This is a genomic window from Marinimicrobium sp. UBA4209 (genome assembly GCF_002381585.1).
GTDB classification, from domain to species: Bacteria; Pseudomonadota; Gammaproteobacteria; order Pseudomonadales; family Cellvibrionaceae; genus Marinimicrobium; species Marinimicrobium koreense.
Map to the genome: position 1 here is coordinate 17089 of NZ_DFTP01000043.1, position 17446 is coordinate 34534.

At 60.4% G+C, this 17446-nt stretch carries 20 protein-coding genes; 4 read left to right on the forward strand and 16 right to left on the reverse strand.

All coding sequences use genetic code 11. The features are described from left to right. Nucleotides 1-18 precede the first annotated feature (18 nt). The 15 genes from B3187_RS05830 to B3187_RS05900 form a co-directional block, all read right to left on the reverse strand. Complete coding sequence (locus tag B3187_RS05830; protein WP_286876205.1) at nt 19-792, reverse strand: PulJ/GspJ family protein; 774 nt, start codon at nt 790-792, stop codon at nt 19-21. Next, a complete protein-coding gene (locus B3187_RS05835; RefSeq protein ID WP_286805069.1) occupies nt 792-1271 on the reverse strand; it encodes a prepilin-type N-terminal cleavage/methylation domain-containing protein in 480 nt (159 codons plus the stop codon). Before B3187_RS05835 ends, B3187_RS05830 begins: the two co-directional genes overlap by 1 nt. Then, the gene (locus B3187_RS05840) at nt 1255-1713 is read right to left on the reverse strand and encodes a pilus assembly FimT family protein (protein ID WP_286805071.1); all 459 of its coding nucleotides are present in this window, start codon (nt 1711-1713) and stop codon (nt 1255-1257) included. The genes B3187_RS05835 and B3187_RS05840 overlap by 17 nt, the downstream gene beginning before the upstream one ends. A 23-nt stretch (nt 1714-1736) precedes the next feature. Beyond that, the gene (locus tag B3187_RS05845; RefSeq protein ID WP_286805073.1) at nt 1737-2156 is read right to left on the reverse strand and encodes a type IV pilin protein; all 420 of its coding nucleotides are present in this window, start codon (nt 2154-2156) and stop codon (nt 1737-1739) included. 24 nt (nt 2157-2180) lie between these two features. Further along, nucleotides 2181-2585 (reverse strand): type II secretion system protein, encoded by a 405-nt coding sequence (locus tag B3187_RS05850; RefSeq protein ID WP_286805075.1) that lies wholly within the window; start codon nt 2583-2585, stop codon nt 2181-2183. 141 nt (nt 2586-2726) lie between these two features. Beyond that, nucleotides 2727-3296 carry a hypothetical protein gene (locus B3187_RS05855; protein WP_286805076.1) on the reverse strand — a complete coding sequence of 190 codons (570 nt, stop codon included), beginning with the start codon at nt 3294-3296 and terminating at the stop codon, nt 2727-2729. Nucleotides 3297-3300: 4 nt separating this feature from the next. Beyond that, nucleotides 3301-4521: a type II secretion system F family protein gene (locus tag B3187_RS05860; protein ID WP_286805078.1), complete on the reverse strand. Its 1221-nt coding sequence runs from the start codon at nt 4519-4521 to the stop codon at nt 3301-3303. Then, on the reverse strand, nt 4521-6257 hold the full coding sequence (locus B3187_RS05865; RefSeq protein WP_286805081.1) for a GspE/PulE family protein: 1737 nt from the start codon (nt 6255-6257) through the stop codon (nt 4521-4523). The genes B3187_RS05860 and B3187_RS05865 overlap by 1 nt, the downstream gene beginning before the upstream one ends. Before the next feature lies 1 nt (nt 6258). Next, nucleotides 6259-7338 (reverse strand): hypothetical protein, encoded by a 1080-nt coding sequence (locus tag B3187_RS05870; protein ID WP_286805082.1) that lies wholly within the window; start codon nt 7336-7338, stop codon nt 6259-6261. A gap of 275 nt (nt 7339-7613) precedes the next feature. Further along, nucleotides 7614-8531, reverse strand: a complete 918-nt coding sequence (locus tag B3187_RS05875; protein ID WP_286805083.1) for an ExeA family protein — start codon at nt 8529-8531, stop codon at nt 7614-7616. Nucleotides 8532-8544: 13 nt separating this feature from the next. Continuing rightward, nucleotides 8545-10293, reverse strand: a complete 1749-nt coding sequence (gene mshL, locus B3187_RS05880) for a pilus (MSHA type) biogenesis protein MshL (RefSeq protein WP_286805085.1) — start codon at nt 10291-10293, stop codon at nt 8545-8547. Nucleotides 10294-10304: 11 nt separating this feature from the next. Continuing rightward, entirely contained in the window at nt 10305-10634 is a 330-nt protein-coding gene (locus tag B3187_RS05885; RefSeq protein ID WP_123637773.1) for a hypothetical protein, read from the reverse strand. Then, complete coding sequence (locus B3187_RS05890; protein ID WP_286805087.1) at nt 10627-11304, reverse strand: hypothetical protein; 678 nt, start codon at nt 11302-11304, stop codon at nt 10627-10629. The genes B3187_RS05885 and B3187_RS05890 overlap by 8 nt, the downstream gene beginning before the upstream one ends. Continuing rightward, on the reverse strand, nt 11297-11926 hold the full coding sequence (locus B3187_RS05895; protein ID WP_286805088.1) for a hypothetical protein: 630 nt from the start codon (nt 11924-11926) through the stop codon (nt 11297-11299). The genes B3187_RS05890 and B3187_RS05895 overlap by 8 nt, the downstream gene beginning before the upstream one ends. Continuing rightward, nucleotides 11926-12876, reverse strand: coding sequence for an MSHA biogenesis protein MshI (locus B3187_RS05900; RefSeq protein WP_286805089.1), 951 nt, complete (start codon nt 12874-12876; stop codon nt 11926-11928). The genes B3187_RS05895 and B3187_RS05900 overlap by 1 nt, the downstream gene beginning before the upstream one ends. A gap of 217 nt (nt 12877-13093) precedes the next feature. Here B3187_RS05900 and trmL point away from each other — a divergent pair, with 217 nt between their 5' ends. The 4 genes from trmL to mnmC all read left to right on the forward strand — a co-directional run bounded on the left by trmL (nt 13094) and on the right by mnmC (nt 16742). Continuing rightward, entirely contained in the window at nt 13094-13561 is a 468-nt protein-coding gene (trmL, locus tag B3187_RS05905; RefSeq protein ID WP_286805090.1) for a tRNA (uridine(34)/cytosine(34)/5-carboxymethylaminomethyluridine(34)-2'-O)-methyltransferase TrmL, read from the forward strand. A gap of 90 nt (nt 13562-13651) precedes the next feature. After that, a complete protein-coding gene (locus tag B3187_RS05910) occupies nt 13652-14116 on the forward strand; it encodes a flavodoxin domain-containing protein (protein ID WP_123637778.1) in 465 nt (154 codons plus the stop codon). Next, on the forward strand, nt 14113-14634 hold the full coding sequence (gene fldB / locus B3187_RS05915; protein ID WP_123637779.1) for a flavodoxin FldB: 522 nt from the start codon (nt 14113-14115) through the stop codon (nt 14632-14634). The genes B3187_RS05910 and fldB overlap by 4 nt, the downstream gene beginning before the upstream one ends. Then, nucleotides 14631-16742 carry a bifunctional tRNA (5-methylaminomethyl-2-thiouridine)(34)-methyltransferase MnmD/FAD-dependent 5-carboxymethylaminomethyl-2-thiouridine(34) oxidoreductase MnmC gene (gene mnmC, locus B3187_RS05920; protein WP_286805094.1) on the forward strand — a complete coding sequence of 704 codons (2112 nt, stop codon included), beginning with the start codon at nt 14631-14633 and terminating at the stop codon, nt 16740-16742. The genes fldB and mnmC overlap by 4 nt, the downstream gene beginning before the upstream one ends. A 25-nt stretch (nt 16743-16767) precedes the next feature. Here the strand turns inward: mnmC and B3187_RS05925 are convergent, their stop codons facing one another. After that, nucleotides 16768-17421 (reverse strand): DUF502 domain-containing protein, encoded by a 654-nt coding sequence (locus tag B3187_RS05925; RefSeq protein WP_123637781.1) that lies wholly within the window; start codon nt 17419-17421, stop codon nt 16768-16770. Between the last annotated feature and the right edge of the window lie 25 nt (nt 17422-17446).

Here is a 17446-nt window from a genome sequence, read left to right on the forward strand (position 1 = left end):
GCACGATGTTGAAAAAGATCAGGGGACATTGCGAATCAATACCTCCTGCTCAAAAATCATGGTTTCACCGCCCTCGCTGAAGGCGACGTTCATCTGCAACAACACATTGCGACTATCACTCGCGGCAGACAATACGAAGGGACTGCCCGAGGCCTGAGCGTTGCGGGCCAACAGATCAAAGTCACTGCCAGGATCAACGTTTGCCGCCGTACGATCCTGCGCGGGATAAAAACGCAGTTGACCACCAAACAGGCAGAAGGCCTGGGGTTGATTGAGCAGGAAAAAGCGCCGCCCAATGGAATTGCGCTGCCAGGTCCGGCTGGGGAATGTCACCTCTGTGGTAGTGCGGCTGTTGACCGGCGCCAGCGACACCGGGCTACCACCATACAGCTCGCCGCTGTCCATCGCACCGATACTGAGGTAATCCGCGGTGCCAAAGTCCACCGAGTGCGGCGCGGTCTGGATCGCGGTGTGAGGGGGCGCGCCATTGGCCGCATCGGGTACCGGCTCACGGTAGATACCGCCACCCGCCACCGGCATAAACTCCACACAGTCGCCATCATTGGTAATCCGCACGCTGTAGGGCATGGCACCGCGAATCTGGCGGGTCATCCGCTCCAGCGCCTGTCGGGCGGTATTGACCAGTGCCGCCCGGGCCTGGGTTTGCCGATAGCTATCTGTGGCACTGACGATAAAGCCGGTGCCGATGGTGGCCACCAGCGCAAGCACCACGATGACCGTGATCAATTCCACCAGGGAAAACCCGGCTTGTCGTGACCGGCACCGGCACATCAGAAGTTTGTCCTGTAGGCTGAGAGGGTGAGTGATTCGCCGCTGGGCGCGGTGGTGGTCACGGTAATCCGCTTGGCCCAGCGGTTGTTGGTCAGCCCCAACTCACTCCCCGCAAATTCAACCGCGACGGTACGGTTGTATCCAGGATACGGTGAATCGGTGTCACCATCAAAGCTGCTGACACCACCCGCATCGGCACAGACCGGCGGCGAGGGTCGACCCGGCGGGGCCTGACTATCGCAGGCCGGCACTCCGCCGGGCGGCGTATTGGCATCGTAGGGCTGTGCCAGCACCACATCCAGTCGGGACTGGGTGGATTCGAGCAGCCGCACCCGCACCAGCGGGTCCACGCTGTTGATCACCGAATATCGATAGACGCCCAGCAACGCCCCGAGCGCCAGTGCAATCACGGTGATAAAGACGATCAGCTCAATCAGGGTAACACCGCGCTGACGACGCAACTCAGGGCGTATAGGCATAGCCGCTGGCCTCCACACGTACGGTGGCCGACGTCGAACCGCGGGCCACCACAATCTGTCCTGGATCGGTCCGGCCCAATTTATCAAAGGAGTAGGTGCCCGTTCCGGCCGTAATGGTTACCCCTTCGGGCAGCGTCAGCGGAAAGGTTCCTCCGGTGGCAACCACGGAAGTGCCGTTTTCCGTCACATTCAGACTGGACTGGACAACATTTACTTGGATGGAATTGCTCGTGCTGGCACGGGCCATGGCCAGTTGTTGCGCGGTAAAGAAGGCGGACAGGACCTGGTCGCGAGCGGATTGGATGGCGGCGGCGTCGGTGCTATAAAAGCGGGGCACTGCCACCACGCTGATAATGCCCAGCAGGATGATCACCGCGATCAGCTCGATCAGGCTGAAACCCGATGACTTCCGGCCATTGTACATTGCGCGCGCTGAGGGCATGGTCGGACCTGTTGCAGAGGACGTTAGGAGCTGCTTGGGTTGATTCCGTGAAGCGTAAAGCTGGCGCGGATAGCGTTGTCGGATTCATCGACAACGTCGCACTGAACAGTAGCCATATGCGATACCGTGCCATCGCCGGACCCGGCCGCTTCAATCCGATAGCCTGCTGGCAATCCGCTTACCAACAGAAAACGGGCATTCCTGCAGGCGTTCATTGGGAAGGCCGATTGGGAAATAGCCGCTGGATACTCTTCCCTCAAAATAAAGGTAGCCAAATTGGAAGAGCTAGCGGTCGACAAAGTCGCTGCCAACTCCTCTGCTGCCACCCTCTTCGCGGACGATGAGAAATCAATCAGCTTGGGAAGCGAAAATGCAGCCAAAACTGCCAAAACAGTAATGACTGCAATCAGCTCAACTAGAGTGAAACCTTTAAAGCGGCCCACTCAGTTATCTCCGCGCCTACTCGATTATGGAGCCGCAACGCCGTAAACGGTGAAGTCCGCCTCGGCCTCAGTATTAGCCACATTGGGAGAGTGAACGGTACACGTTACGTTTGCACCATCACCAACCGCCAAGGACTCGATCTCATAGTTTGCGGGTAGCGCTCCCCCCTCCAACAGACCGGCCGCATCGGTACAGTTCTCAATCGTGACAGGAGTTGGCGCATCCTGTATTCCCGCATCAGTCGCGACCGCTGCAGCATAGTTCAATGCACTGGCACTCGCCAGGTTGCCCGCGACTCCATCAACAGCCGCTTCACGAGCCGCATCCGACAAATCCACAAACCGGGGCACTGCCACGGCGGCGATAATGCCCAAAATAACGATTACCGCAATCAGCTCAATCAGAGTAAAACCGGATTGTTGTTTCATAAGAGAACTCCATTAAAGGTCATGAGTTATTGTAAAACCTGTAAAAACCACTGCTGGCGCCGAACTCCGCACTTGGCGCATGTTTTCACCTAATATAGGTGAATTCAACTTCCATGCCAACACTTAAACCGATAAAAATCGTCATTCCAGTGACGAGCTGAGCAAAACCCGGCCATCAAACGGAAGATAGTCAAAATATCGACGACCACTGTCGCCAACCAATTGACGGTAGCGACAGGCGCTTTCCCGCCCCTCGCCCACCTTGGCCACCCCGAAGACCGCATTGGGCGCCAAAGCCCCCTCCAGGCTGACAGGCGGTGCCTGATGCAGAAACGCCCGCCAAAGATCCAGACACTCCTCGGGGTCAAGACGCCCGTCTGCGGCCTCGCGCCGGGACCGGGTGTTCACCGGCCAGCCCTGAGGGTTCAGGTAGACCCTGATGTCCGAAGCATCTTCCAGCCCCACAGGCATCGTCGGCAGCTCGCTGAATACGACCACATCCCGCTCTGTCTCACCTTGTGCCCGCTGAATAAACCAGTGAGCCCGCACTCCGGACACCGCCGTTTTGAAGTTCTGGGCTGCCAGCTCAAAACTCAGCCGCTGCACATCTCCGGCCATGCGGCCATACAGACCCAAAGCGAACACCAGTACGATGCCGATCAACGTGGCGATCAACAACCATTCAAACACCCGCTGGGATTTCCGGCTCATAGGCTCACTGCTGAATGTTGTACATTTCCCACATGGGCAGGAAGATGCCCAGGGCGAGAATCAGGACAAAACTTGCCATAATGACCACCATGATCGGTTCAATACGATCACTCAGACGCTTGGTATCGTAATCCACCTCCCGCTCATAGAACTCGGCCACTTCCGAGAGCAGTTGGTCCACCTGGCCGCTCTCCTCCCCCACGGCGATCATCTGCAGCACCAGTGGCGTAAACATGCCGCTGGTCATATGGGTCTGAAACAGCCCTTCACCGCGCTCCACACCGGCCCGAATCTCACGGATCTTGTCACCCAGCCAGGGGTTATCAATGGCCCGGGCACAGAGATCCAGCGCCTGGTTGACAGGCAGACCGGCCCGCAACATCACGCTGAACGAACGCGCATAGCGGGCCATGGAGGCCCGTTCGATAATGTCGCCGATCACAATCAGGCCAAGTTTTTTGCGGCCCCAGACTCGGGCCCCCTTATCGGTTTTGATATACCGACGAAACCCGTAAAAACTGCCCACGGCGACAAACAGCAGATAGGGCCAGAAAGCGACAAAGAAATCGGACACACCCACCAGAATGCGGGTTGGCAACGGCAGGTCCGCGCCAAACTGGGAAAACATATTGGCAAAGGCGGGAATCACCTTCACGTTGATGACCATGATGGCGATGGCCAGGGCGATCAATACAAAGCTGGGATAGCGCAGCGCCGCCTTGATGCTCTTGATGGTTTCCTGGTCCCGCTCCAGATACTCACTCAACTGCTTGAAGGCGCTCTCCAGAGAGCCACTGCCTTCCCCCACACTCACCACGCTGATAAACAGGTTGTTAAACACGTTCGGGTGGTGACGCATCGCTACTGATAATTCCAAACCGGATTCCAGACGGTCGGCAATGTCCTCCAGGGTATTGCGAAAGGTCACATGGCGCAGGTTGGCGGCCAGGCCGCGAATGCCGCGTACCAGAGGCACGCCCGCCCGGGTAATGGTGTACATCTGTCGGCAGAACATGATCAGGTCAACAGTTTCTACCTGCCCACTGTGGCGCCACTCCTGCCAGCGCTCAGACCAACTGGGGCGGTGTTCATAGGGCTCGATGGCAATGGGCGTCACCCCGCGCCCGGCCAGTTGGCCAGCGACGGCGTCGGGGCTGGGGCCTTCCAGTTGGCCGGATACGGGGCGACCTTCGGCGTTGCGGCCTTTGAACTGGTAGAGGGCCATCAGATCAGCTCTGCCTCATCTTCGATCTGTGCTGAGACTTTCATGACTTCTTCGAGGGTGGAGATGCCCTCAATCGCATAGTCGAGTGCGCTGTGACTGAGGGGGCGATAGTTGGGGCTCTGCTGGGCCGCTCGGGTAAACGCATTCAGGCTGTTGTCCCGCAGCGCTTCAGCCATGGCACCATTGACTTCCAACAATTCGAAAACCCCGACCCGACCCCGGTAGCCGGTATTGTGGCAATGGGGGCAGCCCGCCCCCTGTTTAAACTGCACCTGGCTGAGATCGCGCCCCTTCGCGATGGCCGCCAGCAGTTGGCGTTCGTTGGCATCCGGCTCGTGATCCTGAATGCAACTGGTACAAATGCGGCGCAACAGGCGTTGGGCCACAATCGCCTTGAGTGCCGTGGCCACCAGGTAGGCATCGACGCCCATATCAATCAGACGCAGCGCGGAGGTCAGGGCATCGTTGGTGTGCAGGGTGGACAATACCAGGTGACCGGTCATGGCCGCGCGCAGGGCAATTTCGGCGGATTCCGCATCGCGGATCTCCCCCACCAGCAGAATGTCCGGGTCCTGGCGCAGTGACGCCCGAAGCACACTGCCAAAGGTCAGGCCGATACGCTCGTGCAATTGCACCTGGTTGATACGTGGCAAACGGTACTCCACCGGATCTTCCACGGTAATGATCTTCTTCTCGGGCTTGTTGAGCTCCGAGAGCGCGCCGTACAGCGTCGTGGTTTTACCACTGCCGGTCGGACCAGTGACCAAGACCAACCCGTGAGGGCGAGCAATGATTTTACGAAACCGGTCGACCAGCGCGGGGGGCATGCCGACCTTGCCGAGAGGCAGTACGCCATCAGTGTGGTCAAGCAGACGCATCACCACCGACTCGCCAAATTGCACCGGCATGGTGGACAGACGCACGTCAATATTGCGGCCTTTCACCTTCAGATTGAAGCGCCCGTCCTGGGGTTTGCGCTTCTCGGAAATATCCAGCCCGGACATCAGTTTCAGACGCACCACCAGGGCCGGGGCAATGCGCTTTTCGTTCATCACCTGCTCGAGCAACACGCCGTCGATGCGGTTGCGAATCCGCAATACGGTTTCATCCGGCTCGATGTGAATGTCCGACGCTTTGGCGGTGATCGCCTCTTCAAAAATTTTCTGCAACAGCTTGACCACCGGCGCATCGCTGTCGGTCGCCTCGGCGGCGAAATCCGTCAAATCGATCGCGGAGCTTTCCAGCTCTTCATCCAGTTCTTCGGCCAGCGAGGCAATTTCACTCGCCTGACTGTAGGCGATATCGAGCACATCCAGCAGCTCGGACTCGCGGACCACCGCCGGTTTGATCGTCTGATCGAGCTGGCGGGTCAGTTCATCCAGACAGAAAATATCCGTGGGGTCGGCCATCCCCAACAGCAGACCGTCGGGATCTTCCCGCAGCGGAAGCACCCGATAACGACGAGCACTGGTTTCCGGCAAGCGCCGGATCAACTCCTGGTCAAACCGGAACTGACGCAGCTCGACGAAGGGAATATTCAACTGATCGGACAGCAGGTTGAGCAGTGCATTCTCGTCCACGTACCCGAGATCCACCAGGGTGTTCCCCAGCTTCCGGCCGCTCTGCTTTTGCTCTTCCAACGCGTGGGAGAGCTGGTCGTCGGTGATCATCTGCTGGGCAACCAGCAGATCCCCGATGCGAATACGTTTGCGAGTGTTCTGTTGAGTATCAACCATATCAGGGTTCCCGGTTTTCGGTTCGACGGGCCAGTGCGTCGACACGCCCCTCCAGGTACCGGCGAATGGACTCACGGCCATCGTAAGCGCCACTGGCCAGCGCCTGTTCGAAGGCTTGCAGTGCCGCCGCCGCTCGCTGGCGGGCATCTTCCGCCAGCCCCAGCCCCAACCAGTAGGCCGGCTGTGCGCCAAAGTCATTCAGTAACTGCCGGTAATGATTGGCCGCTTGCTCGTGTCGCCCCTGCTCATAATTCAGGCGCGCCCACAAAGCGCGGTAAGGCTCATTGCCCTCAGCATGTTCCGCCGCGTTCTCCAATAGTGCCAGCGCCCGGGCATTATCTCCACGTAGAGACCAGAGCTCAGCGCCCAGGCGCGCGTGTTCATCATCGGACAATGCCCGTGATTCGTTCAACAGTTGCTCTGCCTGTGAGTCGTTACTCTCTTGCAGGTAGAACTCCACCAATGCCACGGTGCTCACCGTCGGCGGCACCCTATCTTCCGGCCACTGAGCGAGCGTCTGCTCCAGAAAATGCCGGGCCCGGCTACGCTGATCCCGAGACCACCACTGGCGCGCCTGTTGCGCGCGCCGTCGATCTTCGCTGGCAAGATCGAGTTGTACATTGAGCGAGGAGGCGTCTGCCGCCTTCTCGGTTTCCGGCTCCGTACCTTCGCTTTGCGAACGATTTCGCAGTGTCTCCAATCGGGCTTCGCTGTTCTGCATCCCCGACAACTGCGGATCGACCGAACGAGCCCGACGCAGAAATTGCTGGGCCTCATCCAGAGCCTCCCGGTCCATGGCCGCTTCAGCCAGCTCCCGATAACGCTGGGCAATCGCCGCCAGCCCGGCGAGCGCCTCCGGATGATCAGCACTGAGGGCTAACACTTGCTGATAATATTCATACGCATTGTCTCCCGCCGGGCGCGTCAACCGGTCCCGGTCCCGGGCCTGGCGAGCCTTGTCGAGCAGCAGCTGAAGATCCTCTGAGAAGCCGGAGTCCTGCGACTCATCTGGAACCGCCTCAACGGGTTCCTGAGTCAACGGTTGACTCAATGCCGCCTCTACGTCCAGTGTTGCCGGCATGCGGGGCTCCGGCTCAGCGACTGTGGATTCAGCCACCGGCGCAGAATCGATTGCTGGCATCGGTTGTTCTGTCATCGGCGCACTGCCTTCACCGCCCGCTCCAACCAGTGACCAAAACACCAGTGCGGCTATGACCAGTGCCACGAGAACGGCCAGACCCGCACCAACAAAATAGCGCGATTGCATTGGCTGAGTGCGGTGCGTCGATGGGCCGGCCGGGTTCGGGGAGGTACCGCCCCGTCGATCCAGGTCGCGCAGCATGTCATTCATCAGACTCACGTCGTGCCCCCGTACCACCAGAGCCCCACGCCCACCAACAACAAGGAGACCGCCAACCAGGGAGTCCAACCAAAAGGCGTGACGGACAGCCAGCGCCCCAGCCGACGACTTTCGGTGGTATCCTTCACGGCCCTGGCCACCTGCGCCCGACCTACCATGGAACGTCCCTGACCGAAGCTGACCAACAACGCCTTGTGGGCGAGCACATTGATCAACCGGGGAATTCCCCCGGATGCGCGATGCATCAGCCGGACCGCGCCCCGGGTAAACAGCGAGCACCCCCGATAACCGGCGGACTGCAGACGAAAATCGAGATAGTCGGCCAGGGTGCGGCGATCGATGGTACCGAGGGTTTCCGAAAACACGATTCGCTGTTTCAACTGACGCAAGTCGCTGCGATTGAGCACATCTTCCAACTCGGGCTGCCCCAACAGAACCACCTGCAACAGTTTGCTTTTTTCCGTTTCCAGATTGGTCAGCAGACGCAAGGCTTCGATGGTCTCCCGGGGCATGGCCTGGGCTTCATCCACCACCAGTACCACGCGCCGTTTCTCCGCGGCGAGTGCCACCAGCCGGGCGTAGATCTCATTCAGCAGTTGATAGGCGGGCATATCGGGCGAGGACGGCACACCGATTTCCTGGGCCAGGAAGCCTTTCAGTTCGTCCGGCGTCAGGTAGGGGTTGGGAATGTACGCGGTAAGAAACTCCGGCCCCAGGCTGGCCAGCAGCTTGCGGCACAACAGGGTTTTACCGGTGCCCACTTCCCCGACGATTTTGATGAACCCTTCGCTGTGTCGCAGGGCCAGCAATACCGTATTGAGCACCGCCCGATGGGCGGCGCTGTCGAAGAAGAACTGGGTATCGGGGGTGAGGGAAAACGGCATCTCCCGCAGCCCGAAGTAGTCCTGGTACATGACCGGCTCCGCGCTATTGCTCCCAGAGGTCGCGATAACCATCGCCCATCTGTTGCATGCGATTGCGACTGCGATCGAGTTCGTCCTGCCAGGTGCCATCATCTACCACCACCGGACGCAACAGAATCACCAGTTCGGTTTTCTGGCGGCTACGCCCCTGGGTTTTGAACAGGCTGTTGAGCAGTGGAATATCGCCCAACACCGGCCGCTTGCCATCGGTGTCCCGGGTATCCTCCTGCATCAGGCCACCCAGCACCACCACCTGGCCGCTGCGCGCCCGGACAATGCTGTCCGACTCGCGAATACCCCGTTGTGCCAGAGGCAAGGCGAACTCCTCGCTACCGACGGTAAACACTTTCAGTTGGTCATTCACTTCACTGACCACCGGATGAATGTGCAGGATCACCTCGCCGCTGTCGGCGATTTGCGGGGTCACATCCAGGGCAATACCACTGAAGAAGGACGACAGTTCGATATTGGGCGTGCTGGTCACCGACGCCACATTCGAGGTGGTGTTATTGGAGATACCGGTCACAAAGTATTCATCGGAGCCCACTCGAATCAGCGCTTTCTGGTTGTTCACCGTGGACACTCTGGGGCTGGACAGGACCTGCACGCTGCCCTGAGTTTCCAGCAAGTCGAGCAGCTCGGTTACATCACCCACCTGCAGGACGGAGGTAAACAGGTTTTCAGTACCGCGTTGCAGTTCTTCCAACCCGGAAATCTGACGGGAACTGCTTCCCGGCGGAATGGTGGTGACGGCCGAATCCTGCTCCGAGTAGCTGGTCGAGCGCAGCCGATTATAGCCGTAGTCCAACTGCCCGCTGATGACGCCCCAGTTGATCCCCGCCTGGAACCCTTCGTTCAGACGGACCTCCAGAATCTTCGCTTCCAGAATCACCTGACGCCTTACGCTCAGCTCGGAACGCTCCAGAAATTCCCGCACCGCATTCAGCTCATGAGGCATGGCCTTGACCACCACCATACCGGCCTGGGGGCTGACCATCACCATCTTGTCGCCACCCTCACCGCCGACAATGGCGGACACCGACTGGCGCAGCGATTGCCAGAAATCGGTGCGGTTCATGGTCTGCACCCGCGCCCCCGGGGACACCTCAGACCCATTGGTCGAACTGCCGTCTTCACCGGCGAGCAGGCCCAGCAGGTTGGCACTGTCATCGCCGCTGCCCGAATTATTGCCGGAACCGCGATTGTTGCGGTTATTGTTTGATGATTCACTGCGACCGATCGACAGGTTGGTGTCCGACACCCCCACCCGCTGAACATCCAGGTAGTTCACATGGAACACCTGAGTCTGAAGCTCGTTGGGATACACCGTGTAGATATTGCCCGAACGCCGGTAGTCATAACCGTAAATGTCCCGTGCCACTTCCAGCACTTCATCCACCGTGACTCCTTTCAACTCCAGCGAGAGACTGCCACTGACATCGGGGTGCACCACAATGTTGGTGTCTGAGTCCTGCACCAGCCCGAGAAAAAACGCCTTGGCGGGTACATTGCGCACTCTGACATCAAACCGCTCCGGAGCCACCTCCTCGCTGCGACGGCGCTCTGGAACCAGTGCCTGGCTCACTTCCTCGGGTACCGTCTGAGCCTGCTCACGCTGCGCCTCGGCCACCTCACTCATTTCACGCTCAGCCGCCAACTGCGAATCGCGCGGCCCAACACAGGCCGTCACCAGGACGACCGCCATCAGCGCGGCGGCGGTGTGCATCGTTCTTCTCAGAAAATGCGGATCCATAATCGTTTGCCTCATTGCTCCGCGGGCCTCGTTCGACGTACGGATTCATCGTTCAAATTCAAACGCCACTGCCGGCCGCTCTGACCGACAATCACTGAATGGGATTCAACTTGCAGCAGGCGTACCCCCCCGGTGTTGGCAATCATCTCGCCCGCCGTCAGGGACTGTCCGTTGATGATCGCCAGGCGGCGCGAGTCGCCCGCCATGATTGCGTTCAGCGTCAGGGACACCGACTCGCGGCTGGCCCGGTAATCCAGGGGGCGAGTGGGGTCGCGCTGACTGTCCGCCCACACCAGCGCCGACCACCCGATCAGACAGGCAATGCACAATAATCTAGACACCGAGCAGACCCTCCTCGGCACTCAGGGTATAAACCCGCAATCGAATATCGCCCACCGGGTAGTCCATCACTTCGTAATCCAGACGATCCCAGTAGAACCGCCAGGGCAGCCCTTCGAGCCGGCGCAGGAAACTCAACACTTCAAAGAAGTCACCGCTGACATCAAGCTCGACACTGTGTCGAAAAACACCGGTCGCCGTTTCAACCGGTTCCGCCGCTTCAGTGCCATCTGCGGCCTTGGTCAACGGCAGTTCCTCAACGGGAAGCGTGCGCACCCGTCGCAGCTGCAGCTCGGTGGTGGAAATCAACACTTCCTGAAGAATCTGCGGCAGTTGATCCGCACTGACCAACCCCTGGGAAAGGCTCGCCAGACTCGCATCCAGCTCATCCAGTGTCCGCTGCAGTTGCTCCAACTCCCTTGCGGGTCGGTTGTCCGCCTCGGTGCTCATCAGGGCGGCCAGCTGTGCCTGCTGGGCATCCCGATCGTTTGCGACGGCGGTGCGCTGCTGTTCAATCTGCTCGCGCTGACGCTCCTGAGGCAACTCAATCAACCATTGCCAGAACCCGATCAACACCGCGATCAGGCATAGCAAGAGCAGTACCCGCTCACGCAGGGAATAGGCCTCCACCCGCTCGGCCCAGCGCTGCCAACTCTGCTGCCAATCAGTCACGCGATCGCCCTCCCCGTGCGTTGGTCTCGTCGGCCTCGGCGCGCTGCACCGAAAATATCAACCCCGGTCCCCGGTCATCCGGCTCCCGCGCCACTTCCAGTACGCCGAATGACACGCTGGCGAAGCTCTCATCCTGACGCAACTGCTGTAGATACAGCGGCACCTGTTCCGGCTTGCGCACCCGGCCGGCCAGCTCGACGTACTGCCCCCCGGATTGCAGCGAAAACTCCGCCAGCGCCAGATCATCCATGGCATGGCGGGACAGGCTCAACAGTTGCCCGGAAAACCCCTCGGCGTTGCCGAGATTCTGCTGGGACATCAGGCGCAGAATCTGCTCCCGCCGCTGAATTTCCTGACGCAAACGGGCCACCTGCTCTTCCACCGTCGCACCGCGACGGGCGGGCAGTTCGGCCATGAGCCGCTGCACCTGTTGTTGTAATGTCTCCAACTGCGCGCGTTCATCCGTCAAGCGGGCCTGGAGCGAATCGGTGTACGCCGCACTCCACAGCGACAGGCCGATAATCAACACCAGAACCACCGCGATCGCGGCGATCATCTGGTTCAGGCTCAACCACACCCGACGGGGGTGAAACTCCGGCAAATACAGATTGACCTGTTGCATCAGTCCCCCTCCGTGAGTCGCAGCGCGGCGCCGATGGCGGCTAGGCACAGCGTCAGGGTGTGAGACTGAACCTGATCGCCCAGTGTCAGCGACGACTCGATGTCCAGCAACGAAACCGGCATCGGCAAGCCATTGGTCAGTGATTCAGTGATTTTATCAGGGCTGAGGTTTTCCCCGATCAGACAGATCTGGCCGGGCGGCGGCTGGCGCATCTGGCGTTCGAAGTAATCCAGGGAGCGTTGGATTTCCAGTAACAGGACATCCTCCGGCAGATCTTCCAGCAGCCCACCTTCATAGGGCACATTAAAGCGGCGGGCCAGGTGCAGGTCGTCACCGCGGACGATATGCAGACTGCCGGTGCCACCGCCCAGCTTGACCAGCGCCACCCCCCGGGCCGTGTCGCACAACCGATACACCAGGTTGCGCAACGCCAACTCCGGAATATCGATCACCTGGAGATCCAGCCGGGCGTCCGCCACCTGAGCGATACGCTGTTCAATCAGATGGCGATGGGCCACCGCAACATAGGCCATGCGCTTCCCGCCGCGGCTGCGATCCTCCGGCAACAGAAAGGCATCCAGTACCGCCTGGTCGGCGGGAAAGTCAATCAGGTCGCGAATTCGCCAACGCAGGGCCTCGCGCAGCTCCGAGGTCGGCACGGCCGGAGCCTCAACCAGGAGCAGATTGTAGTCTTCCCGCCCCAACACCAGGTGACAGGCTTTACGGCGCAACCCCAACTGCTCCACACGCTCCTCGAGCAGCCGACCTTGACGCTGGCTATCGCTCTCGGGGAGCCACTCAGCGGCCTGGAGAAAAGGTCGGGCCGTTTCGCCCTCACCGGCATGAGTCTCAATGGGATGGGCCTCGGCGCAGACGAGCGAAACCCCGCCCTCGTTGAATTGGACGCCAACTGTACCTGTACTGGATGGTCGTTTACGAAATAAGCTCAACGGCTGGCCACCTGGGCTTCCCGAGTTATTGTTGACAGAGGCAATAAACATGCCTGAACGCTGGTATTATGACGCATCGAGCGCACTAAGTCCCGGCGAACCACACAATCGCCAAGAAAATCTCGCCTTGAAGACGCTTTATATTTCTTTTTGTTATAACCAGCGTCACGAGGCCCGGATCTTGCGCACAATAGTACACGAAATCGGCTGAAAACCAATGTTCCATATTGTTTTATTTGAACCGGAAATACCGCCCAACACCGGCAATATTATTCGTCTGGCGGCGAATACCGGCTTTCACCTGCACCTGATTGAACCCTTGGGTTTTGTGCTCGATGACAAACGGCTACGCCGCGCGGGACTGGACTACGGTGAGTGGCAGTCCCTGAAAACCTATCCGGATTGGCCCAGCTTCCTGGAGCAGGCGCAACCGGCGCGACTGTTCGGACTCAGCACCAAAGGCCACCGTTACCCGAGTGAAACGACGTTCGAAGCGGGGGACTACCTGCTGTTCGGCCCGGAAACCCGAGGGCTACCCGCGTCCATTCGGGACGAGCTGGGCCCGGACCATCTACTGCGCATCCCCATGGTGGCCGACAGTCGCAGTATGAACCTTTCCAATGCGGTGTCCGTAGTGGCCTATGAGGCCTGGCGTCAATTGGGGTTTCCCGGCAGCCACCGCTGACGCCAACTCCAACAGGCTGGTATCATGCCCTGCTCAAAGGGCGCCAGCCTGATCCAGCATTCGTACCACAGTTGATTAGCAAGGGGACTCATGAGTCAAATCCAGATATTGGTGGGTAGTGTCACCGGCAATGCCGAAGGCATCGCCGAGCTCGCAGCAGAGGAACTGCAACGCAAAGGCCACCAGATCAGCATCAACAACTTTGCTCAGGTGGAAGACCTGGTCCGAAGCCCCGATGAAATTTTACTCATCTGTACCTCCAACACCGGCGCCGGCGACCTGCCGGACAACCTGCAGCCGCTGTACGTTCAGATGACCCGCGAGTATCCCGCCATTGCCGGGCGCCAGTACGGCCTGATCAATCTCGGCGACAGCAGCTACACCACCTTCGGTGAAGCCGGCCAAGCCATCGACGATGCATTCGCCGACCTCGGCGCGCAGCGAATCGGCGAGCCTCTGGTGCTGGACGCCTGCAGCGGCGACGACCCCGAAGAGTCCGCCCGGGAATGGCTTGAGCAGTGGGCGACGCTCCTGCCGGATGGAGCACCGTCATGAGCCGTGCCGCCATCGGGCTGTTTTATGGCAGCTCCACCTGCTACACCGAAATGGCGGGCGAAAAAATCCGCGCGGTACTGGGTGAAGACCGGGTGGATATGTTCAACATTGCCGATGAACCGGTCATCACCGCCCAGTTTTACGACTACCTGATTTTCGGCATCCCGACCTGGGATTACGGGGAGTTGCAGGAAGACTGGGAGGAGATCTGGGAAGAGCTGGCGGAGCTGGACCTGCGCGGTAAAGCGGTGGCGCTCTACGGACTGGGGGATCAGATCGGTTACCCCGAATGGTTTCTCGACGCCATGGGCTACCTGCACGCGCAACTGCTGGCCCGGGGCGCCCGCCCCTGCGGCTACTGGCCCCGGGAGGGCTACGAATTTGAGGCCTCTCAGGCACTCACCCCCGAGGGCGATCAGTTTGTGGGGCTGGCACTGGATGAAGAGAATGAGTTCGATCTGACCGACGAGCGCATCGCACGCTGGTGCGAACAGATTACCCGGGAGTTCGGCCTGTGAGCGACGCCCCGGAGACCGGCACTCCGGGGCCGGATCAGAACCTGGAAACCGCTCACCTGCAATGGGATGAGGCGGGTCAGCCAATCTCCACCCGGTTCGACGACGTGTATTTCTCCCGCACCGACGGACTGGCCGAAACCCGTCATGTCTTCCTGCACCACAACCGTCTGGCCGAGCGCTTCCAGGCTCTGCACGAACAGCCCGTGACTGAACGCCGCTTCGCCATTGGCGAAACCGGCTTCGGCTCGGGCCTCAATTTTCTGGCTGCCTGGCAACTCTGGCGACAAACGGCCCCTGACGATGCCCGCCTGCACTTTATCAGCGTGGACCGTTTTCCCCTGCAGCGAGACGACCTGCAACGGGCCCTGAGCCTGTGGCCCGAACTCAGGGCGCTCGCCAATGAACTGATCGATCAATACCCACCCACCGTGGGCCCGGCGTTCCACCGGTTACATCTGGACCGGGGGCGAGTGATCCTGACACTGATATTTGATGATGCCCAGAGTGGCTTGGCCCAGCTACTGAGCAGCGATCACCCTGATTTCATCCACTCTGGCCCAGCCCTGGACGCCTGGTTTCTGGATGGCTTCGCACCGGCCAAGAATGCCGATATGTGGACTCCGGAACTGTTCACTACCCTGGCTCATCTGAGCCGGCCCGGCACCACCCTGGCCACCTTCACCGCCGCTGGAGTGGTCCGGCGCGGCCTGGCCGCTGCGGGCTTCACGCCGGAGAAAGTGCCCGGCTTCGGCCGCAAGCGGGAAATGCTCACCGCTCAGTATTCAGAGCAGCAACCGGCAGCGGTACCCCAGACACCCGCCTCACAGGCCTCAGCCCCCCACCGCCTTAACCGCAAAAAACCCGCCCTGCCCTGGGCTCTACCCTCCCGCCCGGGGCTTGGGCCCGATGCGCCGCGCACGGCGCTGATTGTCGGGGCCGGATTGGCGGGCTGTCACAGCGCGCGGGCGCTGGCCGAACGGGGCTGGCAGGTGACCGTTCTGGAGCAACACCCCCGTGCCGCGCAGGAAGCCTCCGGCAACCCCCAGGGGCTGCTATACGCCAAACTTTCCCCCAAGAACTCGCCTCTGGCACGTTTCAATGTGCTGAGTCTGAGCTTCGCCCAGCGTTTTTATCGGCCCTACTGGCCAAACGGCGCCGCGTGCGGATTACTGCAGGTCGCCACCACTGACAAAGAGCGTCAATTACAGACCCAAATTGCCCAGCGTTACGAGGCTACGCCAGAGCTGGTCCGCCCAGTTAGTGCCGCCGAAGCGGGCGAGCTCGCCGGCCTGCCAGTCCCCCAGCCTGCCCTCTACTTTCCCCAGGCGGGATGGTTGAGTCCGGCGACGCTGTGTGAAGCACTACTCGACCACCCCAATATCACTCTGGGAGGCGAGACCACGATCACCGAGCTCAGCCGGCAGGGAGAACTCTGGAGCGCCCGGGACCTGAACAACCGCGAGCACCGGGCCCGCATCGCGGTATTGGCAAACGCCCGGGCGGTGCGACGTTTTTCCCAAACCGCCGCCCTGCCCCTGAAAGCCATTCGCGGACAGATTACCCAAGTGAACGCCACAGACCGGAGCCGGCAGCTGAAAGCGGCACTGTGTGGCGATGGCTACCTCGCTCCCTCAGACGGCGCCCAGCACTGCCTTGGGGCCACGTTCAATCTGCACGACACCGATACGGCGATAACGGAACGGGATCAACAGCAGAATCTGGAACAACTGGCGCAATTTGGCCCCGAGATCGCCAACCTCTTTGCGGATCAACCATTGGCCTCACTCGGGGGACGCGTTGCGTTTCGCTGCACCACGCCGGACTATCTGCCCCTGGTGGGTCCCGCCCCGGACCGGGCCGCGTTTCTGGAGGACTTTGCGCCGCTACGCAAGGACGCCCGACTGAACATTCCCCGTCCGGGGCGCTACCACGACGGTCTGTTCATCAATGTCGGCCACGGGTCCCGCGGGTTGTGCTACACCCCGCTGAGCGCCGAGCTGCTGGTCGCCCACATCGAACGGGAGCCCATGCCGCTGGACCGCGAGCTGATTCAGGCGCTGCACCCGGCGCGTTTTCTGATCCGGGATCTGATGCGCAACAAGATTTGATCCTTCAGCTCACCGAAAGCGGGACTCAAGGCTGGTCAGTGGACGCCGCTGGCTGCTCGGGGGCGGGCTCCGGCGGGTCACTGATGATCTGGGAGCCGCTACCACAGGAAATTACCGTGCGCATGGCCGCCTCGACACTGATGTGTGGCAGCAACTCCACACAGTCTTCGGTCAGGTGATAGACAAACCCCGACGAAGGAATCGGCGCCGTCGGCACATACACGGTGCAATCGCCATTGCTGTGCCGCGCCGTCACAATGGCGGTCACCGACACCGGGTTCTGACGCCCCATGATGTAGGCGCGGCACACCTGGCCACGCAGTAGCGAGGTATTGTTTTCACCGCCGAGAAACTGCATGACCACTTCCCGGATGGTGCTGTAACCGGGTGCAAAGCGCGTGAGCCACTGATCCACCCGGTTGTGTATCCAGCGGCCAATGCTGGTTTTGACCGCCAGGCCGATCAGGAAAAAGGCGCCCAGCACCAACACGATGCCGAGCAGGTCGGCCACCTGCTCCGCCAATGGCGCCCAACTGGCCAGCCAGGCGCTGATCGGGGCAATCACGGCGGTCACCAGCCCCAGCAGCCACTGCAGGATAAAGATGAAGATCGCAATGGGCAGCGCCACCATCAAGCCACCCAGTAGCGTCAATCCCACAAACGACTGCCAACGTTTCATAAATGCCTTCCCGTTGATTACCATA

Coding starts and splice junctions, on each gene's coding strand:
- B3187_RS05830 (WP_286876205.1), bottom strand. CDS start 792: ATGTGCCGGTGCCGGTCACGACAAGCCGGGTTTTCCCTGGTGGAATTG.
- B3187_RS05835 (WP_286805069.1), bottom strand. CDS start 1,271: ATGCCTATACGCCCTGAGTTGCGTCGTCAGCGCGGTGTTACCCTGATT.
- B3187_RS05840 (WP_286805071.1), bottom strand. CDS start 1,713: ATGCCCTCAGCGCGCGCAATGTACAATGGCCGGAAGTCATCGGGTTTC.
- B3187_RS05850 (WP_286805075.1), bottom strand. CDS start 2,585: ATGAAACAACAATCCGGTTTTACTCTGATTGAGCTGATTGCGGTAATC.
- B3187_RS05855 (WP_286805076.1), bottom strand. CDS start 3,296: ATGAGCCGGAAATCCCAGCGGGTGTTTGAATGGTTGTTGATCGCCACG.
- B3187_RS05860 (WP_286805078.1), bottom strand. CDS start 4,521: ATGGCCCTCTACCAGTTCAAAGGCCGCAACGCCGAAGGTCGCCCCGTA.
- B3187_RS05865 (WP_286805081.1), bottom strand. CDS start 6,257: ATGGTTGATACTCAACAGAACACTCGCAAACGTATTCGCATCGGGGAT.
- B3187_RS05870 (WP_286805082.1), bottom strand. CDS start 7,338: ATGCCGGCAACACTGGACGTAGAGGCGGCATTGAGTCAACCGTTGACT.
- B3187_RS05875 (WP_286805083.1), bottom strand. CDS start 8,531: ATGTACCAGGACTACTTCGGGCTGCGGGAGATGCCGTTTTCCCTCACC.
- mshL (WP_286805085.1), bottom strand. CDS start 10,293: ATGGATCCGCATTTTCTGAGAAGAACGATGCACACCGCCGCCGCGCTG.
- B3187_RS05895 (WP_286805088.1), bottom strand. CDS start 11,926: ATGCAACAGGTCAATCTGTATTTGCCGGAGTTTCACCCCCGTCGGGTG.
- trmL (WP_286805090.1), top strand. CDS start 13,094: ATGTTCCATATTGTTTTATTTGAACCGGAAATACCGCCCAACACCGGC.
- B3187_RS05910 (WP_123637778.1), top strand. CDS start 13,652: ATGAGTCAAATCCAGATATTGGTGGGTAGTGTCACCGGCAATGCCGAA.
- fldB (WP_123637779.1), top strand. CDS start 14,113: ATGAGCCGTGCCGCCATCGGGCTGTTTTATGGCAGCTCCACCTGCTAC.
- B3187_RS05925 (WP_123637781.1), bottom strand. CDS start 17,421: ATGAAACGTTGGCAGTCGTTTGTGGGATTGACGCTACTGGGTGGCTTG.